This window comes from Pseudomonas sp. GW821-FHT02H06 (assembly GCF_059421525.1).
This window is the reverse complement of record NZ_JBWKVD010000006.1, coordinates 57576-81887: the sequence shown is the minus strand read 5'-3', so window position 1 is coordinate 81887 and position 24312 is coordinate 57576. Positions and strand designations below refer to the sequence as shown.

Here is a 24312-nt window from a genome sequence, read left to right as displayed (position 1 = left end):
GTGCACAGCGGAGCGCCGGCACCGATGTGCCCTGGTGAACGAAGCGTTCAAGCCACGACAGTGTGAGTACGCTTTCTCAGGGCTGTCTGTTCGCTGGCGCACATAGCGTCGCGCGCAGGCCTTTTGCTGCCCGGTTCTCCAGCGTGATTTCACCGCCGAGGCGTCGTGCAATCGATTGCACGATGGTCAGCCCCAGCCCGGCCCCCTGATCGTTGCCGCGACTGTAGAACCGCTCGAAAAGACGCTCCCGTTCGGCTTCGTCAATGCCGGGTCCCTCGTCCGCCACGCTGAGCTGGAAATAGCCATTGCTCACCCCCAGGGTGACGACCACCTGACCGTTCAAGGGCGAAAAATTGACCGCATTGGTGACCAGGTTTTGCAGGGCAATGTCGATGGCGGCGAAATCGGTTCTTACCATCAGGGAAGGTTCATCGCAGTCGAACACCAACTCCAGCCCCCGGCTCAATACCCACGGCGTCATTTGCACCAGGCTCTCGCGTACGGCCGCGACGATATCGGCGTTGCGGGTGAGAACGGCCCCTGCACCGGGTTCCAGCCGGGCGACGGTCAGCAACTGATTGACCAGCCGTGTCGTGCGGTCGACGCCGACGATGAGGTAACTCAGGGACTGGTCGCGCTGTGCCTCATCGTGTGCCTCCAGCACGTTTTGCGCATGCACACGCAGCACCGCCAGCGGGGTGCGCATTTCATGCGCGGCGTCGGCGATGAAGCGCCGTTCGCGGCTCAGCACCTCCTGAATCTGTCCAAGCAATCTGTTCAGGGCCGCTTGCATGGGCTCCAGCTCGCTGGGCAGCGGGGCCAGTTGCAAGGGTTCGAGGGAGCCCGGATGACGACCGCGCAGCGTGGCGGCCAGATCGGCCAGCGGCTTGAGTCCCCAGCCAATGGCCAGCCAGATCGCGCCCATCAGCAGCAGGCTGCCGATCAGATTGGGGATCACCGTGTGGCGAACGATGCGGTTGACCAGGTCCGAGCGCACGTCGTCGCGCTCGCCGACCCATATCAGCAGGTCGTGTTGCTCGTCCCTGAGCACGAAGGTGCGCCACTCATGTTTGCCCAGATCATTGATGTCGCTGAAGCCGTTGTACTGCGGCGCACGGGTCAGGCTCGGCGCGCTGGGGGTGTGCACCAGCAGCCGGCCTTGAAGGTCCCAGACCTGAAAGGCGATTTTGCTCTCGTAGGGGTGGCCGTCGATTCGGGGTTCGGCCTGAGCCAGGGCCTCATTGAACGCCTGGTATAACTGCGCGTGCTCCTGCCGCGCCAGAGGCATGCGCATCACGCCCTGCAGCAACCGGGCATTGGTGGCGAGCTGGGCATCGTAGACTTCGGCGATTTCGTGGTTGCTGTCATGGAGGTTGACCAGCGTCAGGATCAACAGCCCGATCAGCACCAGTCCGAGGATCAGGGTCAGCGTGCGGCGGCGGATCGACGTCACGGGCGATCCTCCACCAGGTAGCCGACGCCGCGCACGGTGCGGATCAGCTCGCTGGAGAACTTCTTGCGCAGGTGATGGATGTGCACTTCGAGGGTGTTGCTCTCTGCTTCTTCGTTCCAGCCGTACAGCAACTGCATCAAGCGTTCGCGGGTCATCACCCGGCCCGGTGGCGAGAGCAGTTCGTACAACAGCTGGTATTCCTTGGGGGTGAGGGCGACGGGTTCGTTCTTGTAACTGACTTGCTGGGTGGCCGGGTCCAGGCGGATGCCCGCGTGCTCGATCGTGACCCGCGCGCGCCCGGCACTGCGCCGCAACAGCGCCCGCAGGCGGGCCTTGAGTTCTGACAGGTCGAAGGGCTTTATCAAGTAGTCGTCGGCCCCCGCGTCGAGGCCGGCAATCCGGTCCTCGGTGGCGTCCCGTGCCGTCAGGATCAGCACCGGCAGCGCCGAGCCGCTTTCCCGCAGGCGCCGCAACACCGCCAGGCCGTCCAGCCTGGGCAATCCGAGATCGAGAATGGCCAGGTCGAAGACTTCGCTCAACAAGGCATGGAGGGCGCTGGCGCCATCTTTCACCCAGTCCACCGTGTAGCCTTCGCGACTCAACGCCTGATGAATGCCCTCGCCGAGGGCAACATCGTCTTCAACCAGCAGCAAACGCATGAATGCTCCGTCATTTCAGTTTCTTGTTTACGTCCACCAGCAATAGCTGGATATCTTTACGGCGTCCACTGTCCGCCACTTCGCGGCCGGGGCGGGGTGCGGCGAGCAAAGCCTTTTCCAGCGCTTCCTTCGCCTGAGCGTAGTGGCCCTGGCGGTAGAGATGATCGCCCCAGAAATAAAGCGGATCGATGCCGTCAGGATTGAGCTTCAGCGCCTGCTCCAGCAGTCCTTGTGCCTTATCCGGGTCGCCGAACCCGATCGGCCATCCCGGCACGCGATCATAAAGCGCTGCCAGGCTGGCGTAGGCGGAGCCTTGCAAGGCATTGGGGTCCAGCGTCATGGCTTTTTCGAGATCGGCTTTCGCGGTTTTCACCTTGGTCAACGCACCGAGCCCGCCCTGGGCACCGGCCCAACTGCTGGTGACAATGCCCGACCAGATCCATGCCTCGGCGACGGCGGGACGCTGCTGGGTAAAAGCGGAGGACTTGGCGGCCAACTGTTCGAATGCAGCAACGCGCTGATCGTCCGGCAACTGGTATTGAATTCGCGCCCACTCCTGCTGAATCCCGGTCAGGCGTTGCTGGTCAGGGGCATCCAGTGCCCACACGGGCAGGGCGAGTGTGGCGAGCAGTACGACGAGTAGACGTTTCATGGTTTGGTGCTCTTGTCGAAGGGGGCGCTGCTGAGTCGGCGAATGAGGGGCAAGTGCTTGCGCAGCCCACGGTCCACCACGGCGGGCAGCAGGCTGTTGAGGCGGACGAAGAACTGTTCTGGCCAGCCCATATAAAGCTCGCGCTGATTACCCACGATCGCACGGACAACGGCGGCGGCGACCGTCTGCGGATCGTCCTCGGCGGTTTTCAGTGCAGAGTTGAGCGCGCGCGCGGCGGGACTGTTCATCGTCGTGCGGGTGGCGCGCGGGGCGACGTACAACACGCCGACCCGCGTATCCGCCAGCTCACGGCGCAGGGCTTCGGAAAACCCCCGCAGCGCAAACTTGCTCGCGCAATACGTGGCGTAACCGGCATAGCCGATCGAGCCATAGGTCGAACCGACGTTCACCACCATGGCGCGGCTGGCCTGGCGCAGCAGCGGTAATAACAGGCTGGTGAGCTGAATCGGCGCGTTCAGGTTGATGTCGAGCATCGAATCGATCTCGGGCCCAGGCAACTGTTCCAGCATGGCGAAATGATTGATGCCGGCGGCGTTGATCAGCAGGTTGACCCCTTCCATCGCCTGCGCGGTCATCAGTACGTGCTGACGACCTTCGGCGGTGGTCAGATCGGCCTTCACCCAGTGCAACAGATGCGGGTACTGCTGTTGCAATGGCAACAGCGGCTCCTGATGACGGCAGACGGCGAGCACTTCGGCGCCATGGCTGCACAGCGCCTGGGCAATGGCCATGCCGATGCCGCCACTGGCCCCGGTCAGGACGACGCGGGTTTCAGACAGACGCATGGGCGAGTTCCTTCACGGGTTCGGCGTGTACGAGGGGCAACTGACGGAACATCTCGGTGTACAAGCCGTATACCACTTTCGAGGCCTTGATCACGGCCGCCTGATCCTCCGGATCTTCGAGACGGTCCATCAGCGCGCGGTAGGTCTCCATGTGGCCGACATCGAGGCTGCCATGGGAACTCAGGTAACTGAACGCAGTGGCCGGGAGTGCCAGGCGCTGCTGAATGCTGCCGGCGGCATGGGTCGCCAGGGCGATGCTGGTGCCTTCCAGCACGTTGACCATGCCGAACAGTCCCACCGGGTTGCCCCGCGCGATGAGATCGTAGAGGTACGCGACCATGAGCTCGATGGGCAGACCGGGCGTGCCGTCACGCACGGCATCGGCGTCGCCACCGCAGGCGCGCAGGTCGTTGAGGATCCACTGCTCGTGGCCGTATTCGTCCTCAATGTACTCGCAGACCGCGCCACGCAGCCATTCCAGCCGGGCAGGCAGGCGCGCGCCACAGGCCATCATCAATGGCACGGTGTGCCGCACGTGGTAGTAGGCCTGGGTCAGGAAGGCGCGATAGCTCTCCAGCGAGACCTCACCGTGCAGCGCCTCATGGATGACGGGCAGATTGAACAAGGTCTCGCGCTCGGTGCGGGTGGCGTCTTGCAGGGTTTCGAAAAAACTCATGATTGAAGGTCCTTTGCTCGCGTGGGCTCAGTGAACAGATGTCGATAATTCGCCAGAATGGCGTCGCGCCGGGGTCGGCCGTTGGCGGTGGCCATGCCGTTGGCGGTGGTGAAAGGCTGATCGAGACGCGTCCAGTTGTGGACGCGTGCGTAGTCGGGCAGCGCCTGGTTGGCCTGGGCGACAGCGCTGTGTATTTGCGCGTCGGTGGTGTCCGGGCGCAGTGGCCACAGCAGCGCATGATTGCGAGGCAGGGCTTCGCCGTAGACAAACGCCTGAGCGATCCGACCGCGTTGGGTCAGTTCGGCCTCGACCCACTCAGGGTTGACGTTGCGACCATAGCTGGTCACGAACTGATGCTTCTTGCGGCCGTGAAGGTAGAGATAGCCGTTGGCGTCGAATTCGCCGAGATCACCGCTCGGCCACCACTCGGGTGTGGGTTCCGCGTCGCCGAGATAGCCCAGCATCCGCGACCCGCCAATCAGGACCTCGCCGTCTTCGGCCAGGCGTATCTGCACATGGGGCAAGGGTTTGCCGACGCTGCCGGGATGGTGGACGTCGGGGCGGTTGAGGGCCACGACCGACGCGCACTCCGACAGGCCGTAGCCTTCGTACACCGGAATGCCGAGGGCTTCGGCGCGCAGCAAGAGTTCATGGGTGACCTTGGCGCCGCCCACTGCGATGAAACGCAACGCTGCCGGGTTAAACGCGTTCATCTCGCAAGCGCTGACCAGCAGCAGCAACAGCTGTGGGACCAGGATCATGCTGTGGGGCTGGCGCACCGCCAACGTCGACAGCAGGCGCGGCAACTCCACGCCACTCGCCCCTTGTATGCCCAGGGTTCGCTGACTCGGCAGACTCAGCATGGCCCCGGCGTAAAGCGCGGCGTAGCAGCCAACGTTTTCAAGCAGGATCGCCAGAGGCAAGAGTGAAAGGTGGTGGGCGGGCTGGCGAGATTCGCTGGCGCGCTGCAGCTCGAATGCCACGGCGAGTACGCTTGCGGCGTCCAGGCAGACACCTTTGGGGGTGCCGGTCGTGCCAGACGTAAAGGTGAGCTTTGCCGTCCCGACGGGCAGGGGCGACGGCTGACGGTTCACGCGCCGCCAGAATCCCTCCTCATGACGGAATGCCGAGGGCGCGAGTTCACTAAAGTAGCTGTCGTCAGCAATGACCACGTCGGCCTGACTCTGCTCCAGGCAATGACGGCGCTGGGCGGCGCTGAAGAACGGCGGCAGCGTCACACAGGCCAGGCCTGCGAACAGAATCGCCAGGTCCCAGATCAGCAGGTCCGGGCCATTCTCAAGGGCGAGGGCCACGACCCGGGCGTCCAGGTCCTTGAGCCTTTCCTGACGCAGATTAATTTCTGCGTCCAGCTCGGCATAGCTCAATTTCAGGTCATCGCCCCACAGTGCACACGCATCGGGCTGCGCGGCGGCGAGGTCAGTGATGCGCTGGCGGAAGCCGGTCAGTTCAGGCGACATGGCAGCTGTCCTCCAGTGTCAGGGGTAATCCGAAGCGTTCAAACACGCCGCTGCTGCTCAAGTGCAGGAAGCCTGCGCGGATGTCTCCCACGTGCACGCTGGGTTGAGAATCGTAGTAATTGCCCCACGCGTGCCTGTCGTCACCCAGGCGCAGAGGGTCGGCAACGCAAAGCGTGAGGGGGCGCAGGCCGAGGCGATTGAAGCTGTTCACCAGTCCGGCGTTGCCGGTGAACGCCACCCATTCCAGGCCGCTCATGGCGAGCAGCCAGGTCACAGTGATGATGCTCAGTCGCGCGCTGCCCAGGTTGCTGGCGGCGAGGTTGCCCACTTCGACGATGCCCTGACGGTCCACTGGCCTGCCGGCGCTGGCTTCGATCATCTGCTCGACAGGCTGATCCAGATAGTTCTCCAGGAACAGCGTTCCGGAGGTCGCCACCCGCACGCCGGCCACGGCGCAGAGGGTGCCTGTGTTGTCGTGGAGTCCAAACAGCTCCGGCATGAAGCTACGGATCTCGGCGTTGTGGGCCTGGCGAAAGCGATGCTGGATGAACGTCTCGTAGGCGTCGCGCAGTGGCTCCTGAGTCAAGGCACGATTGAGCGTGAGGGGCGGTGATTGCGCAGTGCCGAATCCCATAGGCAGGCAATCCAGAGGCAGCGCACCGGACGGCATTGAGTGCTGTGGTAATCGGTTATTCCAGTCCAGACCCTGCATGGGTGTGGCTCCTCCCCAGTGGTGATGGGGTGGAGTATCGGTGTCGATTCTTAACGAAGTCTGAAGGTAGAGAAATTCATCTGGCCTGGCGTTTTCGCAACCTGCGCGACGTCTTCAGACTGCCTTAAGACAGTGGCCTCAAGGTGCGCGGAAATCAGCAACATCCTCCCACTCAGCGAGCGCCCCCAACATGATCTCAACCCCACACCGATACGCCAGACTGTCGATGTCCCTGCACTGGTTGATGCTGGCGTTGTTCGTCGGCGTTTACGCCTGTATCGAGCTTAAGGGGTTCGCCCCTCGAGGAAGCACGTTGCGCTCGCTGTTGTCAGGCATGCACGGCATGTTCGGTCTGTCGATATTTGCACTGGTCTGGCTGCGTTTGCTGGGCAGGCTGATGTACCAGGCGCCACCCATCACGCCGGCCCCTCGTACCTGGCAGCTCGGAATGGCCCACCTCCTTCATGGGCTGCTGTACGCACTGATGATCGCGACACCGGTGCTGGCCTGGCTGATGCTGGCGGCGGGTAGCAAGCCGATGCCGTACTTCGGCTTCTTCCTGCCCGCGCCCGTGTCCGTCGACCCTGAGTTGGCCAGACAAATCAAAGGCTGGCACGAGTGGGCCGGGAATCTGGGCTATTGGTTGATCGGCGTACACGCGGCAGCGGGGCTCTTTCATCATTACCTTGTCCGCGACAACACCCTGCGCCGCATGCTGCCGTGGACGGGCGAAAAGCGTTAAGCGGTCACTGCTGTTATCACTCCACCGCGACCCAGTGATCTGCCGCCACCGCCGAAAACCGCTGCACCGGCGCGACGAAGTCCTTTGTCTTGATCGGATCGGGCCGTTCCAGCTCCTTGAGCAAGCTCTTGAAATCCCGGCGCCGGCCCACTTCCGGCACCGGCACTGCCGCCAGCAAACGTCGGGTGTAAGGATGCTGCGGGTTGTGCAGCACCTGATCACGGGCGCCGATTTCGACGATGCGGCCGCCATACATCACTGCCACGCGGTGACAGATGCGTTCGACCACGGCCATGTCGTGGGAGATGAACAGGTAGCTGAGGCCATGCTCGGCGCGCAGCCGTTCCAGCAGCTCCAGCACCTGGGCCTGAACCGAGACGTCCAGCGCCGAAACCGATTCGTCCGCGATGATGACTTTGGGGTTCAGTGCCAATGCCCGGGCGATGCAGATCCGCTGGCGTTGCCCGCCGGAAAACTGATGGGGGTAGCGTTCAAGGGTGTCCCGTGGCAGGTCGACCTGCTGCAGCAGCTGCGCCACACGCTCGCGCCGCTGGAGTTCGGGCATCTTGTCGTGAATCAGCAGCGGCTCGCCCACCAGATCGAACACGGTCTTGCGCGGATTGAGCGCCGCATACGGGTCCTGGAACACCATCTGCACGTCGCGGCGCACCCGCTGCAACGCGTCACCCTGCAAACCGTTGAGTTCCTGCCCGAGCAATTTGACGCTGCCCTGGTAGCTGAGCATGTTCATCAGGGCTTTGCCGGTGGTGGATTTGCCGCACCCGCTTTCGCCGACCAGCCCCAGGGTTTCGCCCTGACGCAGCTCGAAACTCACGCCCTCGACCGCATGCACCGTGCGCGGCGTTTCGAACCAGCCGTGGCGCAGAGGAAAGCGCACGCTAAGGTCCTTGACGGCGAGCACCACCGGCTGTTCCTTCATGACATCAGGCGGCGGCGCGCTGCCCAGTACCGGCACCGCGGCCAATAATTTGCGCGTGTAAGGCGCTTGCGCGTCGGTGAACACCTGGTGCAACGATCCGCGCTCTTCCATGCGGCCCTGATTCATCACCACCACTTCATCGGCCATTTCGGCGACCACGCCCATGTCGTGGGTGATGAGTAAAAGGCTGGTCGCGAACTGCTGCTGCAACTCGCGCATCAGCTCAAGAATCTGCGCCTGAATCGTCACATCGAGCGCGGTGGTGGGCTCGTCGGCGATGAGGATTTCCGGCTGACAGAGCATCGCCATGGCGATCATCACCCGCTGGCGCATGCCGCCCGATAACTCATGGGGGTACTGGGTCAGGCGTTTGTCGACCTGGGGCATGCGCACGGCGTCGAGCATGGCCCGGCAGCGCTGGTGAATCTCGCTGCGACTCAACGCCTCATGCCGGCGCAGGGTTTCCGCCAGTTGTTGGCCGACGGTCAGCAGCGGGTTCAGCGACGTCATCGGTTCCTGAAAGATCATGCCGATGCGCTTGCCGCGCAGGCGTTGCAGCTCTCGCTCCGGCAGACTCAGCAGGTCGCGGTTGTCGAACAGGATCGCGCCACCGGGAACACTGGCCGCCTTGGGCAACAGGCCCATGATCGCCAGGGACGACAGCGATTTGCCGCTGCCGGATTCGCCGGCGATGCACAGGGTGCGGCGGGGATAGAGGGCGAAACTCAACTCATCGACCACCCGACGCCGTGACGCGCCGCCACCGACGTCGATGCTCAACCGCTCCACCGACAGACTCGGCTGCTCGGCTGGCTTCACTGGAACACCACTTTCGGAAAATAGAACGACACCACCCAGTTCGGCAGGTCGACGATTTCGCTGATGCGCAGATCGCCGCACACCGAGCACAGCATATAGGCCTGCTCCGCCGGCATGCGGTGCTCGCGGCACAGCCAGTCGATGGTGTTGGCGACGGCTTGGCGGGCGGCTTGCATCAGGTCCGGGCCGATGCCGGTGAAGGCTTCGTAGCCGGCGCTGTCCAGGTGCCCCGTCACTGGGCCTGGGGTGCTGAAACGCGGCGTGGCCAAGGGCGTTTGCTTGATCAGGTCGAGCTTGACCACCACGTCCATGGCGCTCTCGATGGCGGTGCCGCAGACCTCGCCATCGCCTTGGGCCGCGTGGGTATCGCCGATGGAAAACAGCGCGCCGGCGACTTCCACCGGCAGGTACAAGATGCTGCCGGCCGCCAGGTCGCGGATGTCCAGATTGCCGCCGACCCGACGCGGCGGCACGATGGAATGCAGCCCGGCTTCGGCCGGCGCCACGCCGACGGTGCCGGCGAACGGCTTGAGCGGCACTTTGGCGAAATCACCGAAGGCGGCGGGGGCGAGGGTCTGCGTGTCGTAGTGCCACAGCGCTAACGCAGGCGCCTGAAACTGATCGGCGAGCAGGCCGAAGCCGGGGATGTTGGCGGTCCAGCCGAAGCCGCCGGGCTTGAAGCTGTCCAGGGTGATTTTCAGGATGTCACCGGGTTCGGCACCCTCGACGTAGATCGGTCCGGTGACCGGATTGATCTGGTCGAAGGGCATGACGCTGACGTCGGCCACTTGCGATTGCGCAGTGAAATAGCCGTTGGACGAATCCCGGCAGTTCATCTGCAGGGTGGTGCCGGGCGCCACGCGCTCGACCGGGGTAAAGCTGCGGTCCCAGCCGAAGTGGCTGCTGACGCTGTGAATGGTCTTGACCAGGCAGTTCTGGCACATGGGTGCGGTCCTCGTTGCTAAGGGGCAAGGCGTGATGGCCTGTGACCCGGCGTTTACCGGGAGCAGGCCAGCGCGACATCACTTCACCCAGATGTAGTCATAGTTGACCGGCACGTGGACCGGGTCGACGTACAGCGCGTCGTCGCCGCCCATGCGCTTGGAACGCACGGTGAAGCGTTGCTCGTTGAAGATCGGCACCCACGGCGCATCGGCCATGGCGTCGGTGAAGATCTTCTTCCAGGCCTCGGTGCGCTCGGCCTGTTGTTCCGGGCGGGCCATGGCGTCGGCTTTGGCGGCGCGTTCATCCAGCGCCTTGTTGCAGTACAACGACCAGTTCCAGCCGCCTTCCACCGCGCCGGTGCAACCGAGAATCGGGCCGTAGAAGTTCGACGGATCCGGGAAGTCGGCGATCCAGGCCATGCCGCCGGACCACACCATCGGCGCCTGATCTTTGGAGCTGCCGGCGGCAATCACGTTGGCCTGGGCCAGGGATTTGATCTGCACGCGGATGCCGACCTTGGCCAGGTCCTGTTGGATCGACTGGGCGATGCGCGGCTGCGGGTCGGTGTTCATCACGTACAGCTCGGTGTCGAAACCCTTGGCCAGACCGGCGTCGGCCAGCAGCTTTTTTGCACCTTCGACGTCGTAGGGCAGGCCCTTGTACTGGGTGTCATAACCGGGCATCGCCGGCGGCAGCGGTTGGTTCGCCGGCACTGCGCGCCCGTTGATGATGCGCACGATGCGTTCCTTGCTGATGGCCATGTTGATGGCCTGGCGCACCTTGAGATTGTCGAACGGCGGCAGGGTGGTTTTCAGCGTCACGTAGCCGGTCTGCAACTGATTGCCGGTGACCAGCAATTGTTTGGAGGCCGGGTCGTTCTTGAACTGCAGGAACTGCGCGGGTGGCACGCCGTCGCCGGCAATGTCCACTTCGCCCTTGTTCAGGCGCAGCAGCGCAACGGTCGGGTCCTGGCCGATTTCGAAGGTGATCTTGTCGACGTAGGGCAGGCCCTTCTGGAAGTAATTCGGGTTCTTCACCAGTTCGAGCTTCTGCCCCAGTTTCCACTCGGCCAGGCTGAACGCGCCGCTGCCCACCGGGTGTTTGCCGAAGTCGGCGCCCCATTGCTCCACCGCTTCCTTGGGCACCACCGAGGCGAAGTTGATGGCCATGATGTGCAGGAAGGTCGCGTTCGGTGCGCTCAGCGTGATGGTCAGGTGTTGGTCGTCGACCACCTTGATGCCGCTGAGGGTGGTGGTCTTGCCGCCGGTTACGTCTTCATAACCGACAATGGAGCTGAAGAAACCGGCGCCCGGGCTCTGGGTTTTCGGGTTGACGGTGCGCTCCAGGGAGTACTTGACGTCATTGGCGACCAGCTCACGGCCGTTCTGGAATTTCACGCCCTTGACCAGGGTGAAGCTGTAGACCAGCCCGTCCGGGGAAATGCTGTAGTCCTCGGCGAGGCTTTTCACCAGCTCGGTGGTGCCGGGTTTGTAGTCCATCAGGCGGCCGAACAGGCTTTTGATCATCGACCAGTTCTGCCAGTCGTAGCCAATCGCCGGGTCCAGCGTCGCGACATCGTTCTGGTAGGTCACCACCACATCGCCGCCGCTTTTCGGCGAGTCGGCCCACAGTGGCGTGGTAAACAGCGTGGCCGCCACGGCCAGGGTCAGCGCGTTGATCTTCATTGTTGTGCCCCGTTGTGTTGATGGATTCAGTGCTGCTTGATGTCGATACGCGGGTCCACCAGCGGGATCACCAGATCCGCCAGCAGGTTGCCCAGCACGATGGCCACCGCCGACAGCGTGGTGACGCCGACGATGACCGGGATGTCGACTTGCTGGATCGACTGCCAGGCGAGCTGACCGATGCCCGGCCAGCCGAACACCGACTCGACCACCACCAGCCCGCCCATGAACACGCCGATGTCGATGCCGATCATCGGGATCACCGGCACGATCGCGTTGGGCAGCACGTGCACGAACACGATCCGCGCCCGGCTCAGGCCCTTGGCCCGTGCCGTGCGGATGAAATCCTGATGCAGCACTTCGATCATCGAAGAGCGGACCATGCGCGAATACCAGCCACTGCCGAGCAGCCCGAGGGTCAGCGCCGGCAGCATCAAATGGCTGGCGCCGCCATAGCCGCCCAGGGGGAACCAGCCCAGTTGCACGGCGAAGAAGTACAGAAACAGCATGGCGGCGATGAACTGCGGCGCCGACACGCCGACGAAGGAAAACGCCATGAGCAGTTTGTCGGCGAAGCTGTCGCGTTTGAGCGCCGCGAGCATGCCCAGGCTGATGCCGATCAACAGCTCGAAGCCGATGCCGGCTGCCATCAGTTCTAGTGAAGGCCGCAGTCGCGCGCCGATCAGTTCACTTACCGCGGTGCGCTGGATGTAGGAGCGACCAAGGTCGCCGTGGAGCAGGTTGCCCAGGTAACTCAGGTATTGCTGATAGAAGGGCAGGTCCAGCCCCAGTTGCGCCCGAATCGCCGCGACCACTTCAGGGGTCGCGCTGCGCCCGGCGATTTGCCGCGCCGGGTCGGCAGGCAGCAGGAACAGCAACAGGTAGGTGATGAAGGTCACGCCGAGCAGAATCAGCAGCGCGTAACCGACCCGGCGGCAAATGAACGGCAGCATCAGCGACGCCCCTTGAGTGTGGGGTCGAGTTCGTCGCGCAGGGCGTCGCCGACCAGGTTGAACGCCAGAGACAAGAGGATGATCGCCGCGCCCGGAATGAATACCAGCCAAGGCGCGGAGGTGAAGTACGTCTGGCTCTCGAAAATGATGTTGCCCCAGCTCGGCGTCGGTGGCTGCACGCCCACGCCCAGGTACGACAAGGTGGCTTCCAGCAAAACGGTGGTGGAAATGCCCAGCGTCGCCCACACCAGAATGGTCGGCAGCAGATGGGGCAACAGATGGGAGAACAGGATGCGCAGGGAACTGGCGCCGAGGGTGCGCTCTACGGCGACGAAATCCCGCGCACTCAGCGCCACGGTTTCCGCGTAAATCACCCGGGCGATCTGCACCCAGTTGACCATCGCGATGACCATGGCAACGATCCACACGCTGGGCTGGAAAATCGCCGACAGGGCAATCGCCAGCAGCAGGGCGGGGAAGGCCATCATCAAGTCGGTCAGGCGCATCAACGCGCTGCCGAGCCAGCCGCGCACAAAGCCGGCGGTCAGGCCCACAAGTGTGCCGATCAGCACCGCCAGCCCGTTGGCCAGCACGCCAATGAACAGCGAGGTGCGCGCGCCGAAAATCAACCGCGACAGCAGGTCACGGCCGAGCAGATCGGTGCCCATCCAGTACGGCGTCGCCGGGGCCATCGGTGCGCCTTCCAGGGTCAGGCCTTCGACGAATTGCTCGTCCGGGTCGAAGGGGCTTATCCACGGGGCCAGCGCCGCGAGCAGCACCACGGTGACGATAAACAGCAGCGAAACCGCCACGGCCGGTCGACGCAACAGGGCCTTGAGGGTGTTCATGCGCGGTCCTCGTCCCGCGCCGCGAGGAGGTCGACGCACAGCGTTTCGATCGGCCGGTTGAGCTGCATCGACAGACTGCGCAAACGCTCGTAAGCCGTCGCCTCATTGATGCGCTGGGTCACCATCAAGCGCGCCAGGGCCTGGGCCATGAGCGGACGCAGTGCCAGGCGCTGTTGCAAATCGTTGAGCCGTTCGGCATCGGCGCGCTGCCGCTCGCGCAATCCCACCGCCATCATCAGCGTGGTGTACACCGAGCCCTGGCTGATGGGTTTGTTGAGCAATGCCGTGGCGCCAAGCTGCAGCGCCCGCTGGATCTGCGACAGGGTTTCGTGGGCCGTCAGCGCAACGATGGGAATGCTGGCCGCATTCAGCGCCTCAACGGCGAGGGGGCTGGCGAAATGTTCGATTTCAAGGATCGCCGCGAAACAGCCTTGGGTGTCACACGGTCCATCGTGATCCAGCGCTTGCGAGTGGATACCCAGGCGTTGAAGGCTCTTGCCCAGATTGGCCTGACTGCGTTCATCGCAGTCGATCAGCAGCAAGTGACCCTGGTCGAAAGCAGGAAAGGCGCGTGTGTTCATTTGACGATCCTCAAGCGCGGTGCCGGGGTGGCGTGTCGGTCGACCCCATCGGCGTGTACATCCGTAACAGTGAGATAAGGGTCGGCGGCAATGGGGTGAGGCGCCGACTGCACAACCTGGAAGCGTCCATCGCGCAGTTCAGCGATATGACTGGCCAGCGCGCTGTGATGATTGCGCGCCGACAGACTGACGGTGCCGAGCACGCTGGCAACCGGGTGGCCGTAGAGGTGCTCGCAAATCGCCTTGGGCGACGCATCCTTGCTGGCGTGCAAAGCGTCGGCGAACACCCGTAGCGACGTGTAGGCGCTGGTGTAGTAATGCGAGCAGGTGCGCGGGCCATGGCGCTGCTGGCCCTCGCAGAACGCCGGGTCAAGCGTTTCAAAAAACGGCCCGCAGGACAGCAGCCGCAGCGCCTGCATCGGGCCGACCCCATCGAGCTCCGCTTCGGTCAGGTTGCAGCTGAGCACCGGCAGGCGCAGACCTTGGCGCTCACAGGCCCGATCCAGCTGCTGCAGAAACCCGTAGGACGATTCCCCCACCAGGTTGTTGAGCACGAACGCGGGCGGATCCTGAATCAGCCCTTCGATCAGCGTGTCGAAGCCAGTCGCGCCCAGGTGCCAGTACTTTTCCCCGAGCACTTCAGCGCCGTTGGCTTCCAGCACCTCCCGGGCAATGCGGTTGCTTTCCCAGCCCCAGACGTAGTTGGAGCCGAGCAGAAACGCCCGCCGACCGAACTGGCTCAGGGCGTAGCGCAGCAACGGCAACAGCGTCTGGTTCGGGCATCCGCCGAGGTACAAGACGTTCTCGCTGCTTTCGTAGCCTTCGTACGGGCTCGAATACCAGAGCAGCGCACCGTGCTGGTCCAGGTCCGGGATGATTTCCTTGCGGCTCGCCGACAGCGTGGTGCCGAAGATGTGCCGGACGCCCGCACCCAGCAGCTGCGCGACGCCACTGCTGTAGGCGGCCGGATCGCCTTGGGGGTCCACGCAAATGGCCTCCAGTTGCACGCGGCGCCGGGTGTCGGCGTTGACTTCGGCCAGCGCGTCCTGCAAACCGAGCAAGGCGCTGCGGCCCATGCGTCGGTAGGTGCCTTCGGTCGAGAGCAGGAAGCCGACGTAAACGGTGGGGCGCAGGTCGGGAGTCAAAAAGTTCGGCATGAACAGCATCCATAAAAAAAGCCCGATCAACCCGGTAGGGGTCGATCAGGCTTCGATACCTGGCGCATTCGAGGCGCGTATGTAGACGAGACTTAAGGACCAGGGTCCGGCTTGCCGTTTGTTTTGACCATGAAATAAGCGTGCCAAGTAAATTCCGCCCGTATTGATGGCCTTCGCTGGCAGTGGTCTGCACAGCATTGCTCCGCAGTGGGGCGCTCGGTGATGAAGAGCCTCAAAGGGGAGCAGGGCGGATGCGGTGTGGCACCTGACGCCTTCCCGGCTGAAGCCGGTCCTATATCCCGGCCAGACCCGGACCCGTAGAAAGGGCGTGCAGCCTGCTCAGGCGTTCAATCGAGCTTTCATGAAATCAATGAACGCGCGCAGTTTCCGTGAGACGTGGGTACGGCTCCGCTCGATGTCTCAGGCGGTATGGTTTTTTAGGTGTCGGTCGCGCCACGTCACTACCGACCGCTTTCGGGGTGCGCAGGCGCAATCGGTAGTACCAGGGGCCCATGCCCGCCAAGCCGAAACCGAGTATCAGCAACGCAGCCGCATAGTTGATCGGGCCCGGGATCTGGTTGCTAAGACCGGCGGCCGCCGCGCGTACGGGTTCGATCACCAAGTAATAAAGCCATGCGAGCGCCGCCGCAATCAGCGCCAGGGCGATTGGCCAGACAGGAAAACCTCCGGACTCGACCGGACCCTGGTAGTCGGTGTCCTTTCCCTCAAGCAGATCCACGATTCGGGGCCATCCTGCGGCGCGTGCCAGTGCCAACGAGGTCTGGCCGTTGCAGTTGGATGTGAGCGGATCTGCACCGTGGCGCAGCAGTGCACGAACCACCGTGTCATTGCCCGCCAGCACTTCGCGGTGCAGGAGCAGCCATCCGCCGGCGTCCGGTTCCCGGATCACTTCCGGATGCTGGCGCAACCCTTCTTCGACCTTGTCGCGCATGTTCAGCGCCATCGGGTGCTCGCTACGTTCCAGGGCGGCCAGGGTCTGTCGATCTTGCGCACGGTCCAGATTCCGGGACAGCAGTCGCGGCGTCTGGCCTTCTTCAACGGGCACCACTTCAACGCTGCCGGCTTTTCCGAAATCCAGGCCCCAGGCCCGGTCATGGGCGTCGCGCTCCTCGGTGGACATCCCGCTGCGCAGCGCATCGACCGTGAAGCCGCCGTAGACATGCCCGCCGCGGACGTACATCCAGTCGTTGAGGGCCGCCAGCGGCAGCGTCACCGGGTCGGACGCCTTCAGTGAGGTGAACCAGCGAGGTTCATTCATCAGCACACCGCTGATGGACTCCCCGTCAAACTCGATGTCGGTGACCCACATGTTTTCGACGGCAGGGATGTCGGGGTCGTCGGCGTCCAGCACGAAGGACATCTTGACCGCTGCCATGTCGAGGCTTTTGACGATTCTGCGTGCCTCCCAAAACAGCTCGCGCCAAAAGAACTTGAAGGTGGCCTGGGCGCTGGCGACCGCCGCCTTGAGTTCGTCGCTCTCGCCTTTCACGCTGTAGATGATCTGTCCGGTCATAAGTGAGTCGTTCCCTCTGTCAATCTGCATAATGATCTACCATGAGCCATCATTCATGGTGTGGGCGGCTTCGTTCATACCCGTTGAGGCCCGATGAGATGAGAGACCTGCCACCCACCGCCACCTTGCGCGCCTTCGAAGTCGCCACCCGTCACGGGACGTTTACCTCCGCGTCCGAGGAGCTGCACGTTACCCAAAGTGCGGTCAGTCACCAATTAAAACATCTGGAAGACATCTGGGGCGTGCAGCTGTTTCAGCGCGGCAAGACGTTGAGCCTGACGCCGGCGGGTGCGGCCCTGGCGCCGATCGTGCGGACGTTTTTCATGAACCTGGAGGCCACGCTTGCGGACCTTCGTGAAGAGAACGGCCGCGTCAGGCTCAAGGTCAGTACGACCTATTCCTACGCGCTGAAATGGCTGTTGCCGCGCTTGCCCACTCTGTCCCAGTTGCACCCGGAAATCCTCGTCACGCTGGACAGCACAGACACTGCCATCAAGTTTGCCAGCGGCGATCCCGACGTCGCGATCCGTCTGGGTGGCGGTAACTACCCCGCGCTGCACTCGGAATTTTTGTTCAGGGAACACATTTTTCCCGTGGCGAGCCCTGACTTGCTCAAGCGCTTCGGCATGCCCCGGGAGCCGGCCGAGTTGTTGCGTTACCCGCTGTTGGCCCGGGACGGTTCCGACCTGGTGCCAAAATGGGAAGTCTGGTTCCAGAACATCGGCCTGGGCGTGACTTCGCTGAAGGAAAGCGTGCGTTTTCCCGACACCAACATGACCGTGGAGGCGGCTTTGTTGGGGCAGGGCATCGCCCTCGTTCGCAGTGGACACGTAGAGAAAGAGGTGCGCGACGGCAGTTTGATCAGGTTGTTCGACGTGCCGTTTCCCTCGCCGGTGGCCTACTACTTCGTCTGCCCGAAAGGGGTCGAAACCCAGCCACACGTGGCCAGTTTTCGCGATTGGCTGCTCGATGAGTCGACAGCGGCGGGGAAGACCTACGGCTGAGGCATGAGTATTTACTCATGGCTGGATGAAGAAACGTCGCTTTTGTTTCCCGGCGTCGACTGACTAATATCGGGCATGCCTACTTACATCATCCTGCTAATCCTCTTCGCCGCTTTGCTGCACGCCAGCTGGAATGCCTTGCTGCGCGGCGGTGGCGACAAACTCTGGTCGATGACCGTCATGTGCGTCGCGGTGGCCATCGTCAGCATTGCCGGGGCGCTGTTCATGGACGCCCCGGCGCCGGAGAGCTGGCCTTACGCGGTGCTCTCGGCGCTGCTGCATATCGGCTACAACCTGTTTCTGGTGCGCACGTACCGCAGCGGCGACCTCGGGCAAACCTATCCGATCTCACGGGGTTCATCACCGGTGCTGATCACGCTGTGTGCGTCGATATTTGCGGGGGAGGTGGTCGAGACCGGCGCGATGATCGGCATTGCACTGGTGTCAGCGGGGATTATTTCTCTTGCGTTCAAGGGCCGGAAACTGGACATGACCAGCCTCCCTTATGCGCTGGGCACCGGGTGTTTCATCGCGGCCTATAGCGTGACGGACGGCATCGGTGGGCGTCTGTCCGGCGCGCCGATGGCGTACACCGCCTGGATGTGCGCCCTGTGGGGCGTAACGATGCCGATCACTTATATCTGTCTGCGGGACGCACGCAGTCTGTTGACGGTCCGGCCCGGTTTGGTTGCCGCGTTGGGGGGAGGTGTGGTTTCGCTGCTCGCTTACGGCATCGTCATTTACGCGATGACCCTCGCGCCCATGGGAGCGGTGTCGGCCCTGCGTGAAACCAGCGTGCTGTTTGCCGCCTTGCTCGGGTATCTGTTTTTGGGCGAGTCGCTGACCGTGCGCAAGATCCTTGCGTGCGTGGTCATTGCGGCCGGCACGATCATCATCGGCTGAGCGGCGCCCGCTTAGTTGCGCAGCTTCGGTTTGACCGTCTTCAACCGGGCAATGGCGAGGTTGTGCAGGTATTGGCGTACGGCGTCGTGATGCTCGACGCTGACGTGATAGCTGTCCAGCAGTCCCAGCAAATACCCCTCGGCCATGGCGTGGTAACGCGACACGCTTTCCCGAGTGTCACTGGTATTGAGCCGGGCAATCAGCTCGCCGATCCGGGCGTAGTGCTCATGTGAGAACCAGTCCTGCTGAGGCGCAGAGCCTGCGTCATCGGTCAGGGGCGTGTGCAGATTCATTGAGCCTCCAGGCAAGCACAGCGATCGCGGGCTGAAAGGACGCGGGACGGTTGTGCAGCCTGACCCCACGAACATGGGTTGGACAGCACATCTGCCGCAAAATCCGCTAGCCCGCGCCGCAAAGGCTCAGAAATCCCGGCCAGCATCGCTGGCTGGCATTTCAACGGTCAGCTGAACTTAGCCAACAACCGGGGAGCGCCAGTCATCGGAGCCCGAAGTGCCGCAAACTTCGTGGGTCCAGGTGATCTTGCGGTAGGTGAACTCCACGTCTTCCAGATGGGTGAAGTGGGCGTTCGACGGGTCCTGACAGTTATGCATGTAGTCCTTGATGTCGACGATAATCGCGTCCTCGAGTTTGGTGGTGTAGTAATGCTCCTGTGTGCCCGCTGCCGAGGTGCGATACCACTGGATGGTGATTTCGGTCAGGCGTTCGCCCGAGGTCAACGCTGCCAGCAACAGGGGCGAAGACTTGTCGAACACCTTGGTGATCTTGACCGGCTTGTGAACACGCTGACCGGTTGGCTGCCCCGACTGTGGGTCGCGCGGAATGATCATTTCATGTTGAAACCCTTGCACCATGACCTGATCTTCATGACCTTCCTGGAACGTGTTGCCGACCGAGTCTGCGGTGAACGCGCCCGCGGTGATCAGGCCCTGTTTGGTGCCTGTTATGGACATATATGCTGGTGTCGCCATGAAAATGCTCCTTGCCTCATAAATTAAAATGCCCGCCAGCGAATTTGCCTAGCGGGCGAAGTGTTATTTCAAGCATCGTGCCAACTAAGGGTTGGTTCATATTAAACATCGGTCTGGTGGGTGTTTAACGGTTCACTGCCGTCTATCGAATGACTTTGTGGCGTAAATCTGCGCAAGAAGTTGCGCAGTGCTGCGCAACTTCTTGCTCACTTACCTGCAGGGTCCGCTCTATAAGGGCTGGCCAGTATCATTCAGTGATTTATCGGTGGAGAAGTGCGCAGTTTTTTGCGCATGGAGGCCTCACGCCATTGCTCGGCGCGGATGATTGCAGACTGTCTGAGGAAGAACGCGCCCCCCTTGCACCTGTTGCATGATCGCGATTTCCCGGTCCTGAACGCTGGACAGGATATTTCCCGCCGCCTGAGCAACGAGAAAAAGAAGATGAATGAAAGAAGTTACCCTGAGTCTCGTATATTCGAAGAAACTTCCTACAACATGAGTGGGGTTATCGCGTTTATAGAGGGCTTGATAGTGTTATTCGCGCTGAGTATTATTCCCGGCCTCTGAAGGGTAGATGTTTTGTTACATGTCGGCCGCACAACTAGTCCTTATTCTAATTCCGTTAGGCCCGCCAATTTAATTGTCTAAATTCGGCGCGGTTTTACACTGAAGATCTCGAATGTCTTATTCAACTCCACTGTCCGATCATTATCTTGAAAGTGCTCAAGCCTCTATCTCCACAGAGAGCTTCGCGGGCGAAGACGTTCGTTTTTCAAATGAATACGAGGCGCTGGAAAGCGAGGTCAATAAAGCTCAATCCATGCACGAAACGGTTCAGATCGACTGGCAGAAGGTGCGTGAACAAAGTGAGCACCTGCTTCGCACCCAATCCAAAGATCTTCGCGTCGCGGCCTGGCTTGCGTGGGCCTTGTATCAGCGCGAATCCTTCCAGGGGCTGTTGGCAGGACTAGGGCTACTTCACCATCTCTGCATGTGCCACTGGGTCGAAGTACATCCCGTCAAGATTCGCACCCGCTCCGCAGCCATCGGCTGGCTCCTTCCCCGCCTTGAGCACGTGCTTTTTGATCACGTCGCAATCAAGGCGCAGTTACCGCTGTTCAGTCGCCTCGTCGAGATACTTGAAGACCTTGATGCGGTGTTTACCCAGCACATGGGCGACGACGCACCTTTGCTGTTGCCGATCTCCCGGCGTTTGAAAAATATGGCCCAACGGGTAACTGACAACCTGCCCGACGCCGGTGTCGTTGGGGGCGCTGACGCGCCAGCCAAGCCGCCTCCTGCACAGTCATTCCTCTCACCGATGCTGATTGACAGCGAGAAAGACGCGCACAAGTCACTGCGACTTCAGCAGGACAGCGCGCGCTCGTTGTGTGCCTGGTGGCTCAAGCAAAAAACCAGCGACCTGCGCGCGTTGCGCCTGAACCGAACATTGCTGTGGCTGCCAATCGAGGCATTGCCAGAGCGCAACTCAGAGCACATCACCGCGCTGCGCGGGCTTCCGGCAGACAAGCTCAAGTGCTACCGAGACCAATACGATCAGGGCAATTACGCCGATCTGCTGGTCGAGCTGGAGGCGAGTCTGGCAAAGGCGCCGTTCTGGTTCGATGGCCAGCGAATGGCGTGGGAGTGTCTGCACGCGCTGAACGCCGAGCTGGCAATGCGCGAGGTGGAAATTCAATTCGCGCTCTTGATTCAGCGGCTGCCGGAGGTCATCGAGCTTCGTTTTCACGACGGCGTCCCGTTTGCCGATCCAGCGACTCGCGCCTGGATCAGTGCCACCGTCATGCCTCGGCTGCAGGCCGCCAGTGCGCCTCGCAGAGTCGAAACCGCCGATAACCAGCCAGCCTGGGAGTCCGCCCTGGAAAGCGCGGTCTCGGTGTTGCGCGATAAAGGCCTCAAAGCTGCTGTACAGCTGCTCAAGCAAGGCCTGCAAAGCGCTCAGGGCGGGCGTGCACGATTTTTCTGGCAATTCGCCCTGGCACGGTTGTGCTTCACCGCCAGGAAATACGAACTCGCCAGGACCCAACTCGAAACCCTCGACTTGACGCTGGAGGACTCAGGCATCAATGCCTGGGAGCCTGATCTTGCGCTGGAAGTGCTGGCGCTCTTGCACAGCTGTTTCGAATTGCTGCCTCAGGTTCCCGGGGCCCGGGAGCGCAAGGAAGAGGTTTATCGCAGGCTCTGCCACCTCGACCTCGAAGTCGTACTTGAACAGGCCTAAGGGCCCTAATTACCAGGAGAACGGCCATGGCCAAAGAAGGATCGGTAGCCCCCAAGGAACGCATCAATGTCACGTTCAAACCCGCTACGGGCGGGGCGCAGGAAGAGATTGAGCTGCCGCTGAAGCTGCTCGCAATCGGTGATTACACCCTGCGCAAAGACGAGCGAAAAGTCGAAGAGCGCAAGCCGATCAGCATCGACAAGATGACGTTCGACGAGGTACTGGCCAAGCAGGCCCTGAGCCTCACGCTGAGCGTGCCAAACCGTCTGCAAGAGGATGAAGGCAATGAAGAGCTGGCGGTGCAACTGCACGTCAAATCGATGAAGGACTTCAATCCCGCCTCGCTGGTGGACCAGGTACCCGAACTGAAAAAACTCATGGAACTGCGCGACGCCCTGGTGGCGCTCAAAGGGCCGCTGGGTAACGCGCCCGCTTTCCGCAAGGCCATTGAAAGCGTCCTCGCCGATGACGAGTCACGCGGTCGCGTGCTCGGCGAGCTGGGTTTGAATGCCGCCGCCCAGGACACCTGAGTCCACCCGCCAAGGAGCCAACACCATGAGTACCACACCATCGCAGCAGCACAGCAGAGAGTCCGGCGAGTTCAGCATTCTCGACAGCATCATCGCCGAAACCCGTTTGCCTCGAGATGAGGATGCCTATGGCATCGCCAAGCGCGGCGTGTCGGCGTTTATCGAAGAGTTGCTTAAACCGCAAAACGCGGGTGAGCCGGTCAAGAAGGCAATGGTTGACCGCATGATTGCCGAGATCGATGCCAAGCTCGGCCGCCAGATGGATGAAATTCTGCACCACCCGGCCTTCCAGTCTCTGGAGTCGTCATGGCGTGGGTTGCAGTTGCTGGTCGAACGGACCGACTTCCGCGAGAACATCAAGATAGAAATCCTCAACGTGTCCAAAGAGGACCTGCTTGAAGATTTTGAAGATTCACCTGAAGTCATGCAGGCCGGCCTCTACAAACATATCTACACCGCCGAGTACGGTCAGTTCGGTGGGCAGCCTGTGGGGGCGATCATCGCCAACTACTTCATGTCCCCAAGCTCGCCGGACGTGAAACTGATGCAGTACGTTTCCAGCGTCGCCTGCATGTCCCACGCGCCGTTCATCGCCGCCGCCGGTCCCAGGTTCTTTGGCCTGGAAAGCTTCACCGGCCTGCCAGACCTGAAAGATCTGAAGGATCATTTCGAGGGCCCGCAGTTCGCCAAATGGCAAAGCTTCCGTCAGTCGGAAGACGCTCGTTACGTGGGCCTGACGGTGCCGCGCTTCCTGCTGCGCAACCCGTACGACCCGGAAGAGAACCCGGTCAAGTCGTTCGTCTACAAGGAAACCGTTGCCAATAGCCATGAGCACTATCTGTGGGGCAACACGGCGTACGCCTTCGGTACGAAGCTGACTGACAGCTTCGCCAAATTCCGCTGGTGCCCGAACATCATCGGCCCGCAGAGCGGTGGTGCAGTCGAGGATTTACCGTTGCACCACTTCGAAAGCATGGGTGAAATCGAAACCAAGATCCCTACCGAGGTACTGGTCAGCGATCGGCGTGAATACGAGCTGGCGGAGGAGGGGTTCATCTCCCTGACGATGCGCAAGGGCTCGGACAACGCGGCGTTCTTCTCCGCAAGCTCAGTACAAAAGCCGAAGTTTTTCGGCACCAGCGCGGAAGGCAAGGCCGCGGAGCTGAACTACAAACTCGGCACCCAGCTGCCGTACATGATGATCGTCAACCGCCTTGCTCACTATTTGAAAGTCCTGCAACGGGAGCAACTGGGCTCCTGGAAAGAACGCACCGACCTCGAACTGGAACTGAACAAGTGGATACGCCAGTACGTTGCCGACCAGGAAAATCCAAGCGCCGAAGTCCGTGGGCGTCGTCCTCTGCGTGCCGCGCAGATCACCGTCAGTGACGTAGAGGGAGAGCCCGGTTGGTATCGCGTCAGCCTGAACGTGCGCCCGCATTTCAAATACATGGGCGCCGACTTCACCCTGTCGCTGGTGGGCAAGCTGGACAAAGAGTGAAGGGCTTGAAGACATGACTGGATACGGCAGCCTCTTCGAACGCCTGTGTGGCGATGCAGAAAAGCGCGTGAGCTGGAGCCGCGAAGACGCTGCGACGGCGTCGGTGGCTGCCCATCTCGCCAAGATGCTCAGTACCCGGGCGGGCAGCGTACAAACGCTTTCCGATTACGGGCTGCCGGATCTCAATGACATGCGCTTGAGCCTTCATGACGCGTTGACGAAAGCGCGGCTCGCTATCGAGGTCTTCATCGAAACCTACGAGCCACGCCTGAGCAGTGTCCAGGTCATCGCGCTGCCCCATGACAACGATCAGCTTCGGCTCGCCTTCAGTATTGAAGGGTTGCTGGAGGTGGAGGGTTTCAAGCGTCGGGTCTCGTTCGCCGCACGCCTGGAGGGTGGCGGTCAGGTACAGGTCAATCACAGGAAATGCTGATGTCAGGACCCCACTGCACGTGGCTTCACCTGATGACATAAGGGCTAGCAGGCAGGTTTCCCGCAACGCC

24 protein-coding genes are annotated in these 24312 nt (G+C 62.0%); 7 read left to right on the top strand and 17 right to left on the bottom strand.

The features are described from left to right. Positions 1–76: 76 nt before the first annotated feature. From AC07VF_RS12265 to AC07VF_RS12235, 7 genes are read right to left on the bottom strand one after another with little or no spacing between them, the layout of a single operon-like run. A complete protein-coding gene (locus AC07VF_RS12265; RefSeq protein ID WP_282368419.1) occupies positions 77–1453 on the bottom strand; it encodes an ATP-binding protein in 1377 nt (458 codons plus the stop codon). Then, positions 1450–2112, bottom strand: a complete 663-nt coding sequence (locus AC07VF_RS12260; RefSeq protein ID WP_133770422.1) for a response regulator — start codon at positions 2110–2112, stop codon at positions 1450–1452. Before AC07VF_RS12260 ends, AC07VF_RS12265 begins: the two co-directional genes overlap by 4 nt. 10 nt (positions 2113–2122) lie before the next feature. Further along, positions 2123–2764 (bottom strand): tetratricopeptide repeat protein, encoded by a 642-nt coding sequence (locus AC07VF_RS12255; RefSeq protein ID WP_346629019.1) that lies wholly within the window; start codon positions 2762–2764, stop codon positions 2123–2125. Continuing rightward, positions 2761–3570 carry an SDR family oxidoreductase gene (locus AC07VF_RS12250; protein ID WP_282368413.1) on the bottom strand — a complete coding sequence of 270 codons (810 nt, stop codon included), beginning with the start codon at positions 3568–3570 and terminating at the stop codon, positions 2761–2763. The genes AC07VF_RS12255 and AC07VF_RS12250 overlap by 4 nt, the downstream gene beginning before the upstream one ends. Further along, positions 3557–4246, bottom strand: a complete 690-nt coding sequence (locus AC07VF_RS12245) for an iron-containing redox enzyme family protein (RefSeq protein ID WP_495009463.1) — start codon at positions 4244–4246, stop codon at positions 3557–3559. Before AC07VF_RS12245 ends, AC07VF_RS12250 begins: the two co-directional genes overlap by 14 nt. Continuing rightward, positions 4243–5724 (bottom strand): AMP-binding protein, encoded by a 1482-nt coding sequence (locus tag AC07VF_RS12240; RefSeq protein ID WP_495009464.1) that lies wholly within the window; start codon positions 5722–5724, stop codon positions 4243–4245. Before AC07VF_RS12240 ends, AC07VF_RS12245 begins: the two co-directional genes overlap by 4 nt. Next, on the bottom strand, positions 5714–6436 hold the full coding sequence (locus tag AC07VF_RS12235; protein ID WP_495009465.1) for a thermostable hemolysin: 723 nt from the start codon (positions 6434–6436) through the stop codon (positions 5714–5716). The genes AC07VF_RS12240 and AC07VF_RS12235 overlap by 11 nt, the downstream gene beginning before the upstream one ends. Positions 6437–6626: 190 nt before the next feature. Here AC07VF_RS12235 and AC07VF_RS12230 point away from each other — a divergent pair, with 190 nt between their 5' ends. Next, entirely contained in the window at positions 6627–7178 is a 552-nt protein-coding gene (locus AC07VF_RS12230) for a cytochrome b (protein WP_495009466.1), read from the top strand. A 16-nt stretch (positions 7179–7194) separates the two neighbouring features. Here AC07VF_RS12230 and AC07VF_RS12225 read toward each other — a convergent pair whose 3' ends face one another. The 8 genes from AC07VF_RS12225 to AC07VF_RS12190 form a co-directional block, all read right to left on the bottom strand. Beyond that, positions 7195–8937 (bottom strand): ABC transporter ATP-binding protein, encoded by a 1743-nt coding sequence (locus AC07VF_RS12225; RefSeq protein ID WP_495009467.1) that lies wholly within the window; start codon positions 8935–8937, stop codon positions 7195–7197. After that, positions 8934–9881 carry an acetamidase/formamidase family protein gene (locus tag AC07VF_RS12220; RefSeq protein WP_346629024.1) on the bottom strand — a complete coding sequence of 316 codons (948 nt, stop codon included), beginning with the start codon at positions 9879–9881 and terminating at the stop codon, positions 8934–8936. The genes AC07VF_RS12225 and AC07VF_RS12220 overlap by 4 nt, the downstream gene beginning before the upstream one ends. Before the next feature lie 78 nt (positions 9882–9959). Next, the gene (locus tag AC07VF_RS12215; RefSeq protein WP_495009468.1) at positions 9960–11567 is read right to left on the bottom strand and encodes an ABC transporter substrate-binding protein; all 1608 of its coding nucleotides are present in this window, start codon (positions 11565–11567) and stop codon (positions 9960–9962) included. A 26-nt stretch (positions 11568–11593) separates the two neighbouring features. Further along, positions 11594–12520 (bottom strand): ABC transporter permease, encoded by a 927-nt coding sequence (locus AC07VF_RS12210; RefSeq protein WP_065988863.1) that lies wholly within the window; start codon positions 12518–12520, stop codon positions 11594–11596. Further along, entirely contained in the window at positions 12520–13368 is an 849-nt protein-coding gene (locus AC07VF_RS12205; protein ID WP_192172587.1) for an ABC transporter permease, read from the bottom strand. The genes AC07VF_RS12210 and AC07VF_RS12205 overlap by 1 nt, the downstream gene beginning before the upstream one ends. Next, a complete protein-coding gene (locus tag AC07VF_RS12200) occupies positions 13365–13949 on the bottom strand; it encodes an ANTAR domain-containing response regulator (protein ID WP_192172588.1) in 585 nt (194 codons plus the stop codon). The genes AC07VF_RS12205 and AC07VF_RS12200 overlap by 4 nt, the downstream gene beginning before the upstream one ends. Beyond that, positions 13946–15106: a transporter substrate-binding protein gene (locus tag AC07VF_RS12195; RefSeq protein WP_495009469.1), complete on the bottom strand. Its 1161-nt coding sequence runs from the start codon at positions 15104–15106 to the stop codon at positions 13946–13948. The genes AC07VF_RS12200 and AC07VF_RS12195 overlap by 4 nt, the downstream gene beginning before the upstream one ends. Before the next feature lie 367 nt (positions 15107–15473). Next, positions 15474–16640 (bottom strand): DUF2314 domain-containing protein, encoded by a 1167-nt coding sequence (locus tag AC07VF_RS12190; RefSeq protein WP_495009470.1) that lies wholly within the window; start codon positions 16638–16640, stop codon positions 15474–15476. A 98-nt stretch (positions 16641–16738) separates the two neighbouring features. Here AC07VF_RS12190 and gcvA point away from each other — a divergent pair, with 98 nt between their 5' ends. Both gcvA and AC07VF_RS12180 read left to right on the top strand, forming a co-directional pair. Continuing rightward, the gene (gene gcvA / locus AC07VF_RS12185) at positions 16739–17644 is read left to right on the top strand and encodes a transcriptional regulator GcvA (protein WP_495009471.1); all 906 of its coding nucleotides are present in this window, start codon (positions 16739–16741) and stop codon (positions 17642–17644) included. Between the two features lie 75 nt (positions 17645–17719). Next, on the top strand, positions 17720–18547 hold the full coding sequence (locus AC07VF_RS12180) for an EamA family transporter (protein ID WP_495009472.1): 828 nt from the start codon (positions 17720–17722) through the stop codon (positions 18545–18547). Positions 18548–18558: 11 nt separating this feature from the next. Here the strand turns inward: AC07VF_RS12180 and AC07VF_RS12175 are convergent, their stop codons facing one another. Together AC07VF_RS12175 and AC07VF_RS12170 are read right to left on the bottom strand one after the other, a co-directional pair. Then, complete coding sequence (locus AC07VF_RS12175) at positions 18559–18840, bottom strand: hypothetical protein (RefSeq protein ID WP_495009473.1); 282 nt, start codon at positions 18838–18840, stop codon at positions 18559–18561. A gap of 177 nt (positions 18841–19017) precedes the next feature. Then, positions 19018–19536 carry an Hcp family type VI secretion system effector gene (locus AC07VF_RS12170; RefSeq protein WP_192172598.1) on the bottom strand — a complete coding sequence of 173 codons (519 nt, stop codon included), beginning with the start codon at positions 19534–19536 and terminating at the stop codon, positions 19018–19020. A 679-nt stretch (positions 19537–20215) separates the two neighbouring features. On the opposite strand from AC07VF_RS12170, the gene tssA reads away from it, so the two are divergent. From tssA to tssE, 4 genes are read left to right on the top strand one after another with little or no spacing between them, the layout of a single operon-like run. Further along, a complete protein-coding gene (gene tssA, locus AC07VF_RS12165; RefSeq protein WP_495009474.1) occupies positions 20216–21778 on the top strand; it encodes a type VI secretion system protein TssA in 1563 nt (520 codons plus the stop codon). Positions 21779–21804: 26 nt separating this feature from the next. Then, positions 21805–22308 (top strand): type VI secretion system contractile sheath small subunit, encoded by a 504-nt coding sequence (gene tssB / locus AC07VF_RS12160; protein ID WP_192172600.1) that lies wholly within the window; start codon positions 21805–21807, stop codon positions 22306–22308. A gap of 25 nt (positions 22309–22333) precedes the next feature. Beyond that, a complete protein-coding gene (gene tssC, locus AC07VF_RS12155; protein WP_282368390.1) occupies positions 22334–23809 on the top strand; it encodes a type VI secretion system contractile sheath large subunit in 1476 nt (491 codons plus the stop codon). A 13-nt stretch (positions 23810–23822) separates the two neighbouring features. Further along, positions 23823–24242 carry a type VI secretion system baseplate subunit TssE gene (gene tssE, locus AC07VF_RS12150; RefSeq protein ID WP_423574311.1) on the top strand — a complete coding sequence of 140 codons (420 nt, stop codon included), beginning with the start codon at positions 23823–23825 and terminating at the stop codon, positions 24240–24242. Positions 24243–24312 lie beyond the last annotated feature (70 nt).